Source organism: Roseococcus sp. GW821-FHT12F05, assembly GCF_058806835.1.
Genome location: NZ_JBXAQB010000011.1, coordinates 164,721 through 180,112 on the forward strand (window position 1 = coordinate 164,721; position 15,392 = coordinate 180,112).

Below are 15,392 nucleotides of genomic sequence, written 5' to 3' on the forward strand. Positions count from 1 at the left end.
GGGGGCCAGTATCATCTTGCATCCGCGCGCCGAAGGGGCACGTATCGCACCAGCGAAGGGGCAGGATGATGAGCGAGCAGACCGACGGCGTGACCCTCTCCGGCTCCATCAAGGAAAAGCTGATCGCCAGCAAGGAGAAATGGGCCCGCGAGGGCCGGCTCCTCACCGGCGAGACCTCCACGCCCCAGGCCGACCGCCTGCCGCCCGGCCAGCGTCTGGTGAAGGATTTCCCCGTGCTCGACCTCGGCGTGCAGCCGGAGGTCAAGCTCGACCGCTGGCGCCTGCGCATCGAGGGGCTGGTGGAGGAGCGCCAGGCGCTCAACTGGGACGCCTTCAACGCCCTGCCGCAGCACGAATGGAAGAACGACATCCACTGCGTCACCGCCTGGTCGCGCTACGACAACGTCTGGCACGGCGTCTCCGCGCGCGACCTGCTGATGCTGGCCCGGCCGACGCCCGAGGCGCGCTTCGTCGTCTTCCATTCCTATGACGGCTACACGACCAACGTGCCGCTGGAGGTCTTCGCGGGCGAGGACGTGCTGGTCGCGCATTCCTGGAACAACGCGCCGCTGGAGCGCGTGCATGGCGGCCCGGCCCGCATCGTCATCCCGCGCTACTACTTCTGGAAGAGCGCCAAGTGGGTGACGCGGATCGAGCTCCGCGCCGACGACCAGCCCGGCTTCTGGGAGGTCCGTGGCTACCACAACAGGGCCGATCCCTGGCTGGAGGAGCGCTATGGTTGACCGACGCACGCTGCTGGCGGGGCTGGCGATGAGCTCTCCCGCGATGGCCGAGGGGGTGGACGCCTTCGGCTTTACCTTCCAGGCCATCGAGGGCGGCCCGCTGCCGCTCGCGCAGTTCCGCGGCCGCGTGCTGCTGGTGGCGAACACCGCGAGTTTCTGCGGCTACACGCCGCAATACGCCGCGCTGCAGCGCCTGCACGACCGCTACGAGGCGCAGGGCCTCACCGTGGTCGGCGTGCCCTCCAACGACTTCAACCAGGAGAGCACGGACGCCCAGAAGATCCGCGAGTTCTGCGACGGGATGTTCGGCATCACCTTCCCGATCACGGCGCTGAACCATGTGAAGGGCGCCGAGGCGCACCCCTTCTTCGCCTGGGCGGCGCGCGAGGCGGGGCCGGTGCGCTGGAATTTCCACAAGTATCTCGTCAGCCGGGATGGCCGGCAGGTGCAGGGCTTCTCCACCCAGACCGAACCGGAATCGCCGGCGGTGATCCGGGCGGTGGAAACCGCGCTGGCCGTCCCGGCAGCGTGATCCTGGTCGGCATCGGCGCGAACCTGCCGGGCCTGGACGGCTCTGCCCCTCGCGAGACCTGCCGGGCCGCCGCGGCTGCGCTGGACGCGCTCCCCGGGCTCCGGCTCCAGGCGCTCTCGCGCTGGTGGGAGAGCGCGCCCATCCCGCCCATGCCCGGCGCGCCCTGGTTCGTGAACGGCGTGGCCCGCCTGGCGGGCGAGGCCGATCCGGCGGAGCTCCTGACCGCGCTGCACGCCATCGAGGCGGAGCACCATCGCGCCCGGCCCTATCCCAACGCGCCCCGCACCCTGGACCTGGACCTGCTCGACCTGGACAGGCTGGTCCGCGAGGGGCCATCGCCAATCCTGCCCCACCCCCGGATGGCCGATCGTGCCTTCGTCCTTCGCCCTCTGGCCGAGGTGGCTCCGGACTGGCGTCACCCGGTCACGGGCGAGGGGATCGCGGCCCTCATCGCCGCGCTCCCGCCCCAGGATCTCCGGCCGCTTGACCCCGGAACGGCTTGCGGAGTCGCGTCGTAACGCTTATCTGGAGGGTTCGCCGCGGTGCAGCCAGTCTGCGCCCGCCCCCCTATGCCCGAGGTATCTCATGGCGCGCGTCACCGTCGAAGACTGCATCCTTCAGGTCCCCAACCGCTTCGAGCTGGTTCTGCTCGCGGCCCAGCGCGCCCGCAACATCAGCCGGGGCGAGACGCTGACGATCGACCGCGACAATGACAAGAACCCCGTCGTGGCCCTGCGCGAGATCGCCGACCAGACGGTGGAGCTGCCGGCCCTGGAGCAGGACCTCATCAAGTCGCTCAGCCGCGCGCCGGAGCCGGAGCCCGTCGAGGACGAGGTGATGGACCTCATCGACACCAACGAGAACATCTTTGGCGTCATGGACGTCAACGAGGAGTTGCCGGCCGAGATGGGCGGCGAGGACTTCTCGCCGGACGACCTAGAGGCGCAGCTCGCCGCCGAACTGGGCGGCCAGTCGGACTGAGGGGGATCGCTTGACGCCGCGCGCCACCCCGGACGACCCGGCGGTTGCGCGCGCGCCCGAAGGCCTGCCCGCCGGAAGTCTGACCACCGGCGCCGCCGCGACGCCCGGCCTCGACGCCGTGCTCGAATTTTGCTCGCGCATCACCGAGGCCGACCCCCGCCTCGACGCCGACCTGATCCTGCGCGCCGGCCGCTTCGCCGCCGAGGCCCATGCGGACCAGAAGCGCCAGAACGGCGAGCCCTACATCATCCATCCCGTCGCCGTGGCCGAGATCCTGGCCGGCTACCGGCTCGACACCGCCACCATCGCGACGGCCCTGCTGCACGACGTCGTCGAGGACACCGACCACAAACTGCCGGAGATCGAGCGCCTGTTCGGCGCCGAGATCGCGCGCCTCGTGGACGGCGTCACCAAGCTTTCCCGCATCGAGGTGCAGAGCGAGCGCACCAAGCAGGCGGAAAACCTCCGAAAGCTGCTGTTGGCGCTGAGCGAGGATCTGCGCGTCCTGCTCGTGAAGCTCGCGGACCGGCTGCACAACATGCGCACGCTGAACTTCGTGACGAAGCCGGAGAGCCGGCATCGCACGGCGCGCGAGACGCTCGACATCTACGCCCCGCTCGCCGAGCGCATCGGCATCGAGGGGATGAAGATCGAGCTGGAGACGCTCGGCTTCCGTGAGCTGCACCCGGATGCCTGGGCCACCATCGCGCAACGGCTGACCTACCTGCGGGGACGCTCGGCCGACATCATCCCCGACATCGAGCAGGAGTTGCGCGAGGCGCTGGAGATGAACGGCGTCCCGGTGGAGGAGGTCCAGGGGCGGGAAAAGTCGCCCTACTCCATCTGGCGCAAGATGCAGGCGAAGAACGTCGCCTTCGAGGGCCTCTCGGACGTGATGGCCTTCCGCATCATCGTGCCCGAGCGCGCCCATTGCTACCTCGCGCTCGGCGCCATCCACGACGCCTTCAAGGTGATCGCCGGCCGCTTCAAGGACTACATCTCCACGCCCAAGACCAACGGCTACCAGTCGCTGCACACGGGCGTGCTGCTGCCGGGCCGGCGCGACGAGGCGAAGATCGAGGTGCAGATCCGCACGCGCGAGATGCACCACATCGCCGAGTTCGGCCTCGCGGCGCACTGGATCTACAAGCAGGGCGGGCAGGCCGCGCCCGCGCGCAGCTTCCCCTGGGTGCGCGCGCTCATCGACATCCTGGAGAACGAGCCCGAGGCCAACCAGGCCATGGAGAGCACGAAGCTCGAGCTCCATCGCGAGCTGGTCTTCTGCTTCACCCCCAAGGGCGACCTGATCGAGCTGCCGCGCGACGCAACGCCGGTGGACTTCGCCTATCACGTCCACAGCCAGGTGGGCGACGCCTGCGTGGGCGCCAAGGTGAACGGGCGCATCGTGCGGCTGCACGACAAGCTGGAGAACGGCGACCAGGTCGAGATCATCACGGCCAAGGGCGGGCAGCCCAACCCGGCCTGGATGAAGTTCGTGAAGTCGGGCAAGGCGCAGGCCCGCATCCGCCGCTTCGCCCAGGCTGAGGAGAAGCAGAAGCAGCGCGACGAGGGCCGCACCCTCATCGTGAAGATGTTCCGGCAGAACGGGCTGGAGTTCACGGAGAAGCTGCTGGAGCCCGCCGTGAAGGCGCTGCGCCAATCGGGCGTGGAGGAGCTGTACCACGCGGTCGCCTCCGGCAGCATCTCGGCGCGCGACGTCGTGCATGCGGCCTTCCCGGAGCTGCGGGCGCCGCAGCGTGCGGCGGAGCCGATGGCGCTCATGGCCGGCCGCGCCCGGCTCGGCCGCTCGGGCTCGCAGAAGCAGACCTCGGTGCCGGCCGCGCCGATCACCGGCGTGGTCGCGGGGATGCAGCTCCACTTCGCGCAATGCTGCCACCCCATCCCGGGCGACCCGATCGTCGGCATCGTCACCACGGGCAAGGGCGTGACCATCCACACCCAGGACTGCCACATGCTCGAGAACTTTTCGGCGACGCCGGAGCGCTTCCTCGACGTGGACTGGGAGCAGGGGGCGGTCGGCCCCGCCACGCATGTCGTGCGCCTCGCCGTGGCTGCGGTGAACGGGCAGGGGCTGCTCTCCGGCGTGGCGAATGCGATCAGCAAGCAGAAGGCCGTGCTGACCAACCTGCGCCTCGGCCGGCGCGAGGACGACGAGTGCGACCTGAACATCGACGTCGAGGTGCGCGACACGAAGCACCTCGCCGAGCTGATGGGGACGCTACGTGCCTGCGAGGGCGTGATCCGTGTGGACCGGGCCCGGAGCTGAGACGACAATGACGAGCAGAATGGCGTGCGGTTCCAAGAAGCCGGCCGCGACTGCGGCTGGCGCCACCCACTCCACCCTCCGGCCGGACGTTCCGGTGGCCCGGCGAGGCCAGGCCGCCGGGTCGGGGCTGCTCGCCCCGACCGCCCGTCGCCTGAGGATGTGAAAACACCTCCATGATTCTCGGGATCGGCAACGACGTCTGCGACATCCGCCGTATCGAGGCGGTGATGGAACGCCATGGCCAACGCTTCCTGGAGCGGGTCTTCACCCCCGTTGAGCGCGCCAAGGCCGAGCGCCGGGTGGAAAAGATCCGCTCCGGCACCTACGCCAAGCGGTTCGCCGCGAAGGAGGCCGCGAGCAAGGCGCTGGGCACCGGCTTCCGGGCCGGCGTCTTCATGCAGGACCTCGGCGTGGTGAACCTGCCCTCCGGCCAGCCCACCCTGCGGCTGACCGGGGGCGCCGCGGCCCGCCTCGCCGCGATGACGCCACCCGGCCACCGGGCCGAGATCTCGCTGACCATGACGGATGAGTATCCTTACGCCAGCGCCATCGTGATCATCTCGGCCGTGCCATTGGCCGCCCCCTGACATCCGCTCTTCCTTGACACCCGACGGCCCCTGGGTTCAATCCCGGCCCTCAAACGCGCGGTCCCCCTTCCCATGGCGAAATCCACCACACTGATGGTCAAGAAGAAGTCGGGCGGCTGGCTCGAGAGCGTGAAGACGGTCGTCTATGCCGCCCTCATCGCCATCGGCATCCGCACCATCGCCTTCGAGCCCTTCAACATCCCCTCGGGCTCCATGATCCCGACGCTGCTGGTGGGCGACTACCTCTTCGTCTCGAAATACTCCTACGGCTATTCGCGCCATTCGATGCCCTTCAGCCCCAACCTCTTCGAGGGCCGGATCTTCGGCGCCATGCCGCAGCGCGGCGACGTCGCGGTCTTCAAGCTGCCGCGCGACACCAGCCAGGACTACATCAAGCGCATCGTCGGCCTGCCCGGCGACATCATCCAGGTCCGCCGCGGCATCCTTCATATCAACGGCCAGCCCGTGCGGCTGGAGCCGCTCGGGCCCTATGTCGCCGAGGGCGACGGTCCCCGCATGACGGTGCAGCTGCTGCGCGAGTTCCTGCCGAGCGGCCGCTCGCACCTCATCATCGAGCAGTCCAACGACGGCCCGCTCGACAACACGCCCGAGTTCCGCGTGCCCGACGGGCATGTCTTCGCCATGGGCGACAACCGCGACAACAGCCTCGACAGCCGCGTGCCATCGGCGGTGGGCTTCGTGCCGGTCGAGAACCTGGTGGGCCGGGCCGAGTTCATCTTCTTCTCGGTCGACGGCAGCGCGCGCTGGTGGGAGGTCTGGGCCTGGCCCTTCGCCATCCGCTACTCGCGCCTCTTCTCCGCGGTGCGATGACGGATACCCTTCAGGAACGCCTCGGCCATCGCTTCAGCAACCCGGCGCTGCTCGAGCAGGCGCTGACCCACCGCTCGGCGGCCGATCCGCGCCGCCGCATGCTGGATTCCAACGAACGTCTGGAGTTCCTGGGCGACCGGGTGCTCGGGCTGTGCATCGCGGAATGGCTGGCGGAACGCTTCCCGCAGGAACGTGAGGGCGACCTCGGCAAGCGGCTGGCGACCCTCTGCTCCCAGGACATCATCGCGCCGATCGCCGAGAAGATGGGCCTGGCCGAGGCGCTGCGCGTGCCGCCCTCCGAGGGCCGCACCGGCCTGCGTGCCCGCGCGACTGTGCTGGCGGATGCGCTGGAGGCGGTGCTGGGCGCCATTTACCTGGATGGCGGGCTCGATGTGGCGCAGAAGGTGGTGCGGCGCGAATGGGCGGCGGCGATCGAGGTGGACGCCAAGCCGCCGGTCAGCGCCAAGAACCGGTTGCAGGAGTGGACCTTGGGGCGCGGCCTTGGCCTGCCGGACTATCAGCATCAGTCGGTCACGGGGCCCTCGCATGCGCCGGTCTTCGTCGTGACGGTGCTGGCGGCCGGGCGCTCGGCGCAGGGTATGGGCGAGAGCAAGCGCGCGGCGGAACAGGCGGCGGCCGAGGCATGGCTTGCGGGAATCAAGGAATGAGCGAATTCGGCCGTCGCCTGCCGGCCGCGGGGCGTAGGGTTGGTGTGGCGGCTGCGCCCCACGGCCATAATGGTTCGGCTGCGGAAGCATGGCTCGCGGAGATCAAGGAATGACCGACGAACCCGAGGCGGCACCCGCCGCTCCCCCGCAGGCCGCACCCTCCGTTCCGACGGAGAAGCAGCGCTGCGGCTTCGTCGCCATCCTCGGCGCGCCGAATGCCGGAAAGTCCACGCTGGTGAACGCCATGGCGGGCACAAAGGTCACCATCGTCTCGCCCAAGCCGCAGACCACGCGCTTCCGCGTGCGCGCCGTGATCATCGAGGGTGAGGCGCAGATCGTCCTGGTCGACACGCCCGGCATCTTCGCCCCCCGCCGCCGGCTGGACCGCGCGATGGTCTCGGCCGCCTGGGGCGGGGCCAAGGACGCGGATTTCGCGCTGCTGGTCATCGACGCCAAGACCGGCGTGACCGAGGCCGTGCGCGCCATCATCGAGAAGCTGGCCGAGCAGAAGCGCACCGTCTGGCTCGCGCTGAACAAGGTCGACCTGATCCCGCGCGAGACTCTGCTGCCGCTGGCCGCGACGCTGCACGAGATGCTGCCATTCGCCGAGACCTTCATGATCTCGGCCGAGAAGAACAAGGGCCTCGACCGGCTCCGCGAGAAGCTGGCCGAGGCCATGCAGCCCGGCCCCTGGATGTTCCCCGAGGACGAGCTCTCCGACCTGCCCAACCGCATGCTGGCCGCCGAGGTCGTGCGCGAGCAGATCCTGCGGCAGACGCATGAGGAGGTCCCGCACTACGCCTCCGTCGAGACCGAGACCTGGACCGAGCGGCCGGACGGCAGCGCGCGGGTGGACTGCACCATCTACATCGCCCGGGCCTCGCAGAAGGCCATCCTGATCGGCGACGGCGGCTCGCGCATCAAGGAGATCGGCCGCAAGGCCCGGCTGGAGCTGACCGCGCTGCTGGAGCGGCCCATCCACCTCTTCCTGAACGTGAAGGAGAGGCCGGGCTGGGACGAGGAGCGCGGGCGGATCCGGGCGCTCGGCCTGGAGGATGAGGGCTGAGCGCTGAGTGGGAAGCGCCGGCGATCGTGCTCGCCTCCCGCCCCTACGGAGAGGGCGGCGCGGTCGTCACCCTGCTGACCGAGGCCCACGGCCGCCATGCCGGCCTGGCCAAAGGCGGCGCCTCGCGCGCCCAGGCCGCCCTCTGGCAGCCCGGCAACCTGATCGAGGCCCGCTGGGTCGGTCGCCTGGCCGACCAGCTCGGCGCCGTCTCGGGCGAGATGGTCCATGCCGCCGCCGCCCGCGCCCTGGATGATCCGCTGGCGCTTTCCGTCCTCACCGCCGCCTGCGCCGTGGCCGAGGGCGCGCTGCCCGAGCGCGAGGCGCATCCCGCCTGCTTCCATGGCCTGGTCCGCGTCATCTCGGCTTTGGCGCGCGGGCCGGAGCACGCCCTGCCGCTGCTGGTCCAGTGGGAGGCCGCGCTGCTGGCCGAGCTGGGCTATGGCCTCGACCTGACCAACTGCGCCGCCACCGGCACGACGGAAGGCCTGATCTGGGTCTCCCCGAAGTCCGGCCGTGCCGTCAGCGAAGCCGCCGGGGCGCCCTATGCCGGCAGGCTTCTGCCCCTTCCCGCATTTCTCCGCGACGATACAAAGCCGTCAGATGTCCAGGAATGGCTTGCAGGACTCCGCCTGACCGGCTTCTTCCTCGCCCGCGACGCCTTCGGACTCCAGCACCGCCCGCTCCCCAACGCGCGGGTGATGCTGGAGGATCGCGTGACCATCATGACTGGATCGAGTGAGAATGCCTGACGACCTCGCACCGAAAGACCCGGGCAAGATCCGCGAGACCAACCTCGGCGAGGCGCTGAGCGAGCGCTACCTCGCCTACGCCATGTCGACCATCATGGCGCGTTCCCTGCCCGACGTGCGCGACGGCCTCAAGCCCGTGCACCGGCGCCTGCTCTGGGCGATGCATCAGCTCAAGCTCGACCCGGCCTCCGGCTTCAAGAAATGCGCGCGCATCGTCGGCGACGTGATGGGCAAGTACCACCCGCACGGCGACAGCTCGATCTACGAGGCGCTGGTGCGCCAGGCGCAGGAATTCGCCGCGCGCTACACGCTGGTCGAGGGGCAGGGCAACTTCGGCAATATCGACGGCGATAACGCGGCGGCCATGCGCTACACCGAGGCGCGGCTCACCGAGGTCGCGCAGGCGCTGCTCACCGGCATCGACGAGGATTCGGTCGATTTCCGCGCCACCTATGACGGCGAGGACAAGGAGCCGGTCGTGCTCCCGGCCGCCTTCCCGAACCTGCTGGCCAATGGCGCGAACGGCATCGCGGTCGGCATGGCGACGAGCATCCCGCCGCATAATGCGGGCGAGCTCTGCGGCGCCGCGCTGGAGCTGATCGCCAACCCCAACGCCACCACGGCCGACCTGCTGAAGCACGTCCCCGGTCCCGATTTCCCGACCGGCGGCGTGCTGGTCGAGAGCGCCGCCGCCATCGCCGAGGCCTACGAGACGGGCCGCGGCGGCTTCCGGCACCGCGCGAAGTGGGAGGTGGAGAAGGGCAAGGCGGGCGTCTGGACCATCGTCGTCACCGAGATTCCGTACCAGGTCCAGAAGTCGCGCCTTATCGAGCAGATCGCGCTGCTGCTCGAGGAAAAGAAGATCCCGCTGCTGGCCGATGTGCGCGACGAGAGCACGGAGGCTGTGCGCCTCGTGCTGGAGCCGCGCAACCGTTCCGTCGAGCCCGCCGTGCTGATGGAGACACTGTTCCGTGCCACCCAGCTGGAGAGCCGCTTCAGCCTCAACATGAACGTGCTGGACGCGACGCGTACCCCGCGCGTCATGGGCCTGCGCGACGCGCTGAAGGCTTGGCTCGACCATCGCCACGAGGTGCTGCTGCGCCGCACCAACCATCGCCTCGCCGCCATCGCGCGCCGGCTGGAGGTGCTGGGCGGCTACCTCATCGCCTATCTCAACCTCGACGAGGTGATCCGCATCATCCGCACCGAGGATGAGCCGAAGCCGAAGCTGATGGCCCGCTTCGAGCTGTCCGAGGTGCAGGCCGAGGCCATCCTCAACATGCGCCTGCGCGCCCTGCGCAAGCTCGAGGAAATGGAAATCCGCAAGGAGCACGACAAGCTCAGCAAGGAGCAGAAGCAGCTCCAGGGCCTGCTCGCCAGCACGGCGAAGCAGTGGGCGGCGATCGGCAAGGAAGTGGAGGACGCGCGGAAGAAGTTCGGCTCGGGTGCGCTCGGCGACCGCCGCACGGCCATGGGCTCCGGCGTGCCCGCTGTCGTGGTGGACGAGAGCGCCTTCATCGAGCGCGAGCCGCTCACCGTTGTGCTGTCGGAGAAGGGCTGGATCCGCGCGCTGAAGGGGCACCTCGCCGAGGATGCGGAGCTGCGCTTCAAGGAGGGCGACGCGCTCGCCTTCCGCATCGCCGTCCAGAGCACGGACCGCCTCGTCATCTTCGCCAGCAACGGCAAGGCCTACACGCTCCGCTGCGATACGCTGCCGCGCGGCCGCGGCGACGGGCAGCCGCTGCGCCTCATCGTGGACCTGCCGAACGAGGACAGCGTGCTCGCGATGTTCCTGCCGGAAGCGGCCCAGAAGTTCCTGGTGGCGGCCAGCGACGGCAAGGGCTTCCTGGTCGAGGGCGGTGAGTTCCTGGCGGAGAAACGCACCGGCAAGCAGATCATGGCGCTGGAAGGCGCGACCCGCGCCGCCCTCTGCGTCCTGGCCGAGGGCGATTCCGTCGCCGTGCTGGGCGACAACCGCAAGCTGCTGATCTTCCCGCTGGAGCAGCTGCCGATCATGACGCGCGGCCGCGGCGTGCAGTTGCAATCCTACAAGGATGGTGGGCTCGCCGACGCGAAGGTCTTTGCCGCCGCCGAGGGCCTCTCCTGGCAGCTCGGAGAGCGCACGCGCACGGAATTCGACCTGACGGCCTGGCGCGGCAACCGCGCCGGGGCAGGAAAACTTCCGCCCAATGGCTTCCCACGCAGCAACCGGTTCGGAAACTGATCCATGCGTCTGCTCCTGCCTGTTGCCCTGATCCTGCTTGCCGCCCTGCCGGCCGAGGCGCAGCGGGGTGGTCCGCATGACGGCTCCTATGTCGGCCATCGCGTGCAGGAGTGCCGCCGAAGCGGCAAATCGGGCTCACAGCTGCTGACGGCCGAGGTGCATGGCTCGACGATGACCATCCCCGGCTTTCCGGGCGACGCGCCGATGGATGCGCCCATTGATGCCAGCGGCGCTGTGCGGCTGCCGCGTCTCGGCACCTTTGGCGAGGGGATGGGGCAGATCTTCGAGGGGCCGAACAATGCGCGGCGCTTCACCGGCTCGCATCCCGGCCGCAACGACTGCCAGCTCACCTACGACCTGATCCGGCGGCCTGTCGGGCGGCGATAGGCGCCGCCGGCGCCTTACCATCTTACTCGGTGCGGACCGCGCGGTTTCGGACAAAAGCCCGATCCGCGCGCGCAATGCGCCCCCTGGCCCGGTCCTTCTACGAGTAAATACCTGATAAGTCAAGGATTTCCGTGCCGAGTACCTTAGCCCTTCCGCGTCACCGAAGGGTGCGAGGCGCTCAGCTCCTCGGCCACCCGGAAGAGGTTCCGCACCGTCTCCGAGCGGTCGGCGCTGCGCTGGGCGAGGCCGAGCTCTGCCCGCAGGTCGCTACCGGTGAGCGTCAGGAAGCGCACCGCGTCGGGCCGCAGGTGCCGCATGCAGGCCGGCACGACGGCCACCCCCATCCCCGCCGCCACGAAGTTGATCGCCGCCGCCAGCTCCGGCGCCTCCTGTCCGACGCGCGGCGAGAAGCCAAGCCGCAGGCATTCCGAAGTGATCTGGTCCGACAGGCCCGAGCCGCCGCGGCGCGGATAGAGGATCAGCGGATCGCCGCGCAGCTCCACCAGCCGCACGGAGCGGCGGCCGGCCACCGCATGGGCGACCGGCATGGCGGCCACCAGCGGCTCGGTGGCGAGCCAGCGTACCGCCAGCGCGTCGTCAGCGAGCGGCGGGCGCACGAAGGCAGCATCGAGGCGATCGGCCTTCACCGCATCGGTCAGTAGCGCGGTGCGGTGCTCCTCCAGCGCGACCTCCACCTCCGGCCATGCGGCGCGGAAGGTCTTCAGCACTTCGGTCACGAAGGGGCTGAAGGAGGCCGAGGAGGTGAAGCCCACGCGCAGCTTGCCGACCTCGCCGCGGCCGGCCCGCTGGGCCCGTGCGGCGGCGTGGGACACGCGGTCCAGGATGGCGCGCGTCTCCTCCAGGAAGACGGCGCCGGCGGAGGAGAGCTCGATGCGCCGGCCGATGCGGTGGAACAGCTCGATGCCCAGCTCCGCCTCCAGCGCCTTGATCTGCTGGGTCAGCGGCGGCTGCGCGATGCCGATGCGCGCGGCGGCGCGGGTGACGTTCAGCTCCTCGGCGACGGCGAGGAAGTAGCGAAGATGACGCAGCTCCATTCCATATGCTGCGCCTATGGATATCGCCTCGGCAATATATTGGACCGGCGGCAACGACGCGCCTAGGACTCCCGGGGAACGACCTCCTGAGGAACGCCAGCATGAGCGAAAAGCCGCCCCTTCTCGAAAACGCCACGCGCGACCTTGCGCGCTTCGCCGCGAACCTTCGCTACGAGGACCTCCCGGCCGAGGTCGTCGCGCATGCGAAGCTCTGCCTGCTCGACGGCATCGGCGTCTGCCTGCAGGGCTCGGCGCTGCCCTGGACGCGCATCCTGCAGGCCACGGTGGAGGTGGAGGGCGGCAGGCCCGCCGCCTCGCTCTGGGGGACGGGGCTGAAGGGCTCGGTGTCGCAGGCGGCGCTGGTGAACGGCACGGCCGGCCACGCCTTCGAGATGGACGACATGCACAAGGAGTCCATCCTGCACCCGAACTCGCTGACCTCGCCGATCGCGCTGGGCTATGCGGAGGCCGAGGGCGCAACCGGGCGCGACATGCTGACGGCCATCGTCGCCGGCTACGAGGTCGGCACGCGAGTCGGCAATGCGGCGACCATGGCGCTTTTCCTCGACGGCTTCCATCCGCAGGGCACCAGCGGCACCTTCGTGGCCGGGGCGGCCGCGGGGAAGATGCGCAAGCTGGACGCCGGCCAGATGCAGAACTGCCTCGGCATCGCCGGCTCCTGCGCGGCAGGGCTGATGGCGGCGCAGGAGGGCGCCATGGTGAAGCGCCTGCATGCCGGCCGCGCGGCGCAGTCGGGCGTGCTGGCGGCGGAGCTGGCCTCGCGCGGCTTCACCGGCATCAGCAACATCCTGGAGGCGGGCTATGGCGGCTATCTCAGCTCCTTCTCCAGCAAGCCGGCGCCGGAGAAGCTGACGCAGGGCCTGGGCTCGACCTGGGAAACGCTCAATGTCGGCTTCAAGATGTATCCGACGGTGACCAGCATCCACAGCGCGCTGGACTCGCTGCGCATCCTGATGGCGCAGCACAAGCTTACCGCCGCCGACATCGCGTCGATCGACGTGTCCTGCAGCCACATGACCCATGTGCACACGGCCTGGGCCTACAAGCCGGCGGGCATCACGGCGGCGCAGATGAACCTGTTCTACGGCCTCGCGGTGACGGCGCTGAAGGGCAAGATCACCACGGCCGACCTCACCGAGGACCGGCTCGCCGATCCCGACATCCTGAAGTTCATCACCCTCATCACCGCGTATGACGATGCGGAGATCGAGGCGATGGGCGCGCCCTTCCGCCACGCCTGCCGCATGACGGTGACGACGCGCAGCGGCGCGAAGCTGTTCCACGAGGAGCTGGCGCGCCGCGGCAGCCCGGAGAATCCCGTGAGCGTCGAGGAAGTCCGGGAAAAGTTCCGCGGCAACGTCGCTGGGTTGATCCCCGGGGCCGAGGCCGAGCGCATCATCGCTCTGGTGGACGGCTTCGAGACGCTGACCGATGCCGGGCCGCTGCTCGCGATCCTCGGCGCCGACCGTCGCCAGGCCCTGGCGAAGGCGGCCGAGTGATGCAGCGTCGCCATCTGCTTCAGGGCGTCGCTTCGCTGCCGCTGATCGGCGGCGCGGCTTATGCGCAGCCGCAGGCCGTCTCCATGGTCGTGCCCTATGCGCCTGGCGGCGGCACGGACATCGTCGGCCGCAGCTTCGCGCAGCTCTTCGCGCGCGAGCTGGGCCGCACCGTCGTGGTCGAGAACCGCAGCGGTGCCGCGGGCCATATCGGCACGGTCTATGCGGCGCGGGCGCGGCCGGACGGCAACACGCTGCTCTACTGCGTCAGCACGCATATCGTGGTGAACCCGCACCTCCAGCCCAATTCCGCGAACGAGCTGGTCGCGGCGATGATCCCGGTGACGCAGGCCGCCTCCTACCAGTACGTGCTGGCGGTGGACCCCGACCTCGGCGTGAACACGCTCGCCGAGCTGATCGACCTCGCGAAGCGCCGGAACCTCGCCTATTCCAGCGCGGGCGTCGGCAGCAACAACCACCTGGCCGCCGCGGTCTTCTCGGATGCGGCGGGGGTGCAGATGGAGCACGTGCCCTATCGCGGCAGCCTGCCGGCGCTGCTCGACGTGGTGTCGCACACGGTGCAGCTGATCTTCAGCTCGCCGGCGCCGGCCATCCCGCTGGTGCGCGAGGGCAAGCTGAAGGCGCTGGCGGTGACTGGCGACCACCGGCTGCCCGCGCTGCCGGATGTGCCGACGCTGACCGAGGCGGGGCTGCAGGGCGCCGTCATCAACGGCTGGCACGGCGTCTTCGTGCCGCATGGGACGCCAGCGGCGGTCATCGCGACCTACGAGGCGGCCGGGCGCCGCGTCATCGCCACCGAGGAGTTTCGTGGGCGCATCGCCGTCGAGGGGATGGAGCCGCCGCCGGAGCGCTCGATGCCGGAATTCGCGGCGGCGATCCGCGAGGAGACTGCGTTCTGGGGGCGCAAGCTGGCGCAGATGCAGATCCGGATGGAGTAGGGGCCGGGGCCACAGGCCCCGATGCCGCCGGCGCCTTTTCGTTCGCCAGGGCTCACTTCAAGGCCGTCAGGCCACGGACTCGTCCGGGGGGAGGATCATCACCCGCGTCCCCAGGGGCACGCGCCGATAAAGGTCGATGACATCCTGGTTGATGAGGCGGACGCAGCCTGCCGAGGCCATGGTGCCGATGGTCCAGGGCTCGACGGTCCCGTGGAGCCGGTAATAGGTGTCGTAGCCGTCCTGGTAGAGGTAGAGCGCCCGCGCGCCGAGCGGATTGCGCCCGCCGCCGGGCATCCCGCCGCGCAGGTGGCCGTAGCGCTGCGGGTCGCGCCGAAGCATCTCGGGCGTGGGACGCCAATTCGGCCATTCCGCCTTGCGCTCGACAGTGGCCTCGCCGGTCAGGCTGAAGGCCTGCTCGCGGCCCACCGCGATGCCGTAGCGCATCGCGCTGCCGCCCTCCTGGACCAGGTAGATGTAGCGGGCGCCGGTATCGACCACGAGGGTCCCCGGCTCCTCGTCGCGGGGATAGGCGACCTCGCGCCGCAGGAAACGGGGATCGATCCGTTGCAGGTCGACCGCGGGGATCGCGAAGCGCTCGCGGCCGCTGGCCGCATAGATCGTCCGGTAGGGGAGTTCCTCGGGCGGGACGAAGACCGGCCTTGGCGGCGCGACGGGTGGGGGCGCGGCTTCGGCCAAGGGCTGACGTTGCGGAGGTTGCGGCGCTGCGCAGGCGGTCAGCAACGCGGGGAAGCCGGCCAGGAGGCTCCGCCGGTCAAGGCTCATGCGGGGTCAGAATCCTTATGAAG

16 protein-coding genes are annotated in these 15,392 nt (G+C 69.8%); 14 read left to right on the plus strand and 2 right to left on the minus strand.

Translation table 11 applies throughout. The annotated features are described in order from the left end of the window. The first annotated feature begins 68 nt into the window (after positions 1 to 68). The 12 genes from AC1ROY_RS23680 (at position 69) to AC1ROY_RS23735 (ending at position 11,055) form a co-directional block, all read left to right on the plus strand. Positions 69 to 743 (plus strand): sulfite oxidase-like oxidoreductase, encoded by a 675-nt coding sequence (locus AC1ROY_RS23680; RefSeq protein WP_493151366.1) that lies wholly within the window; start codon positions 69 to 71, stop codon positions 741 to 743. After that, positions 736 to 1,275 (plus strand): glutathione peroxidase, encoded by a 540-nt coding sequence (locus AC1ROY_RS23685; RefSeq protein ID WP_493151367.1) that lies wholly within the window; start codon positions 736 to 738, stop codon positions 1,273 to 1,275. Before AC1ROY_RS23680 ends, AC1ROY_RS23685 begins: the two co-directional genes overlap by 8 nt. Then, the gene (gene folK / locus AC1ROY_RS23690; protein ID WP_493151368.1) at positions 1,272 to 1,793 is read left to right on the plus strand and encodes a 2-amino-4-hydroxy-6-hydroxymethyldihydropteridine diphosphokinase; all 522 of its coding nucleotides are present in this window, start codon (positions 1,272 to 1,274) and stop codon (positions 1,791 to 1,793) included. Before AC1ROY_RS23685 ends, folK begins: the two co-directional genes overlap by 4 nt. Before the next feature lie 67 nt (positions 1,794 to 1,860). Further along, complete coding sequence (gene rpoZ, locus AC1ROY_RS23695) at positions 1,861 to 2,256, plus strand: DNA-directed RNA polymerase subunit omega (protein WP_493151369.1); 396 nt, start codon at positions 1,861 to 1,863, stop codon at positions 2,254 to 2,256. 10 nt (positions 2,257 to 2,266) lie between these two features. Continuing rightward, on the plus strand, positions 2,267 to 4,543 hold the full coding sequence (locus tag AC1ROY_RS23700; protein WP_493151370.1) for a RelA/SpoT family protein: 2,277 nt from the start codon (positions 2,267 to 2,269) through the stop codon (positions 4,541 to 4,543). A gap of 173 nt (positions 4,544 to 4,716) precedes the next feature. Next, positions 4,717 to 5,130 (plus strand): holo-ACP synthase, encoded by a 414-nt coding sequence (acpS, locus tag AC1ROY_RS23705; protein WP_493151371.1) that lies wholly within the window; start codon positions 4,717 to 4,719, stop codon positions 5,128 to 5,130. 72 nt (positions 5,131 to 5,202) lie between these two features. Then, positions 5,203 to 5,961, plus strand: a complete 759-nt coding sequence (gene lepB / locus AC1ROY_RS23710) for a signal peptidase I (protein WP_493151372.1) — start codon at positions 5,203 to 5,205, stop codon at positions 5,959 to 5,961. Then, positions 5,958 to 6,629 (plus strand): ribonuclease III, encoded by a 672-nt coding sequence (gene rnc, locus AC1ROY_RS23715; protein WP_493151373.1) that lies wholly within the window; start codon positions 5,958 to 5,960, stop codon positions 6,627 to 6,629. Before lepB ends, rnc begins: the two co-directional genes overlap by 4 nt. A gap of 109 nt (positions 6,630 to 6,738) precedes the next feature. After that, positions 6,739 to 7,695: a GTPase Era gene (gene era, locus AC1ROY_RS23720; RefSeq protein ID WP_493151374.1), complete on the plus strand. Its 957-nt coding sequence runs from the start codon at positions 6,739 to 6,741 to the stop codon at positions 7,693 to 7,695. After that, positions 7,692 to 8,444 carry a DNA repair protein RecO gene (recO, locus tag AC1ROY_RS23725; RefSeq protein WP_493151408.1) on the plus strand — a complete coding sequence of 251 codons (753 nt, stop codon included), beginning with the start codon at positions 7,692 to 7,694 and terminating at the stop codon, positions 8,442 to 8,444. The genes era and recO overlap by 4 nt, the downstream gene beginning before the upstream one ends. Continuing rightward, entirely contained in the window at positions 8,437 to 10,668 is a 2,232-nt protein-coding gene (gene parC / locus AC1ROY_RS23730; protein ID WP_493151375.1) for a DNA topoisomerase IV subunit A, read from the plus strand. The genes recO and parC overlap by 8 nt, the downstream gene beginning before the upstream one ends. A gap of 3 nt (positions 10,669 to 10,671) precedes the next feature. Then, on the plus strand, positions 10,672 to 11,055 hold the full coding sequence (locus AC1ROY_RS23735; protein WP_493151376.1) for a hypothetical protein: 384 nt from the start codon (positions 10,672 to 10,674) through the stop codon (positions 11,053 to 11,055). Positions 11,056 to 11,198: 143 nt separating this feature from the next. Here the strand turns inward: AC1ROY_RS23735 and AC1ROY_RS23740 are convergent, their stop codons facing one another. Continuing rightward, positions 11,199 to 12,110, minus strand: coding sequence for a LysR family transcriptional regulator (locus AC1ROY_RS23740; RefSeq protein ID WP_493151377.1), 912 nt, complete (start codon positions 12,108 to 12,110; stop codon positions 11,199 to 11,201). A 101-nt stretch (positions 12,111 to 12,211) separates the two neighbouring features. Between AC1ROY_RS23740 and AC1ROY_RS23745 the strand changes: the two genes are divergently transcribed. Both AC1ROY_RS23745 and AC1ROY_RS23750 read left to right on the plus strand, forming a co-directional pair. Continuing rightward, positions 12,212 to 13,630, plus strand: coding sequence for an MmgE/PrpD family protein (locus tag AC1ROY_RS23745; protein ID WP_493151378.1), 1,419 nt, complete (start codon positions 12,212 to 12,214; stop codon positions 13,628 to 13,630). After that, positions 13,630 to 14,586, plus strand: a complete 957-nt coding sequence (locus AC1ROY_RS23750) for a Bug family tripartite tricarboxylate transporter substrate binding protein (protein ID WP_493151379.1) — start codon at positions 13,630 to 13,632, stop codon at positions 14,584 to 14,586. Before AC1ROY_RS23745 ends, AC1ROY_RS23750 begins: the two co-directional genes overlap by 1 nt. 66 nt (positions 14,587 to 14,652) lie before the next feature. Here the strand turns inward: AC1ROY_RS23750 and AC1ROY_RS23755 are convergent, their stop codons facing one another. Continuing rightward, positions 14,653 to 15,369, minus strand: a complete 717-nt coding sequence (locus tag AC1ROY_RS23755; RefSeq protein WP_493151380.1) for a L,D-transpeptidase — start codon at positions 15,367 to 15,369, stop codon at positions 14,653 to 14,655. Between the last annotated feature and the right edge of the window lie 23 nt (positions 15,370 to 15,392).

What these genes read in the sequence shown, in the direction of transcription:
- AC1ROY_RS23680 (WP_493151366.1), top strand. Translation starts at nt 69, where the DNA reads ATGAGCGAGCAGACCGACGGCGTGACCCTCTCCGGCTCCATCAAGGAA.
- AC1ROY_RS23685 (WP_493151367.1), top strand. Translation starts at nt 736, where the DNA reads ATGGTTGACCGACGCACGCTGCTGGCGGGGCTGGCGATGAGCTCTCCC.
- rpoZ (WP_493151369.1), top strand. Translation starts at nt 1,861, where the DNA reads ATGGCGCGCGTCACCGTCGAAGACTGCATCCTTCAGGTCCCCAACCGC.
- acpS (WP_493151371.1), top strand. Translation starts at nt 4,717, where the DNA reads ATGATTCTCGGGATCGGCAACGACGTCTGCGACATCCGCCGTATCGAG.
- lepB (WP_493151372.1), top strand. Translation starts at nt 5,203, where the DNA reads ATGGCGAAATCCACCACACTGATGGTCAAGAAGAAGTCGGGCGGCTGG.
- rnc (WP_493151373.1), top strand. Translation starts at nt 5,958, where the DNA reads ATGACGGATACCCTTCAGGAACGCCTCGGCCATCGCTTCAGCAACCCG.
- era (WP_493151374.1), top strand. Translation starts at nt 6,739, where the DNA reads ATGACCGACGAACCCGAGGCGGCACCCGCCGCTCCCCCGCAGGCCGCA.
- parC (WP_493151375.1), top strand. Translation starts at nt 8,437, where the DNA reads ATGCCTGACGACCTCGCACCGAAAGACCCGGGCAAGATCCGCGAGACC.
- AC1ROY_RS23735 (WP_493151376.1), top strand. Translation starts at nt 10,672, where the DNA reads ATGCGTCTGCTCCTGCCTGTTGCCCTGATCCTGCTTGCCGCCCTGCCG.
- AC1ROY_RS23740 (WP_493151377.1), bottom strand. Translation starts at nt 12,110, where the DNA reads ATGGAGCTGCGTCATCTTCGCTACTTCCTCGCCGTCGCCGAGGAGCTG.
- AC1ROY_RS23745 (WP_493151378.1), top strand. Translation starts at nt 12,212, where the DNA reads ATGAGCGAAAAGCCGCCCCTTCTCGAAAACGCCACGCGCGACCTTGCG.
- AC1ROY_RS23750 (WP_493151379.1), top strand. Translation starts at nt 13,630, where the DNA reads ATGCAGCGTCGCCATCTGCTTCAGGGCGTCGCTTCGCTGCCGCTGATC.
- AC1ROY_RS23755 (WP_493151380.1), bottom strand. Translation starts at nt 15,369, where the DNA reads ATGAGCCTTGACCGGCGGAGCCTCCTGGCCGGCTTCCCCGCGTTGCTG.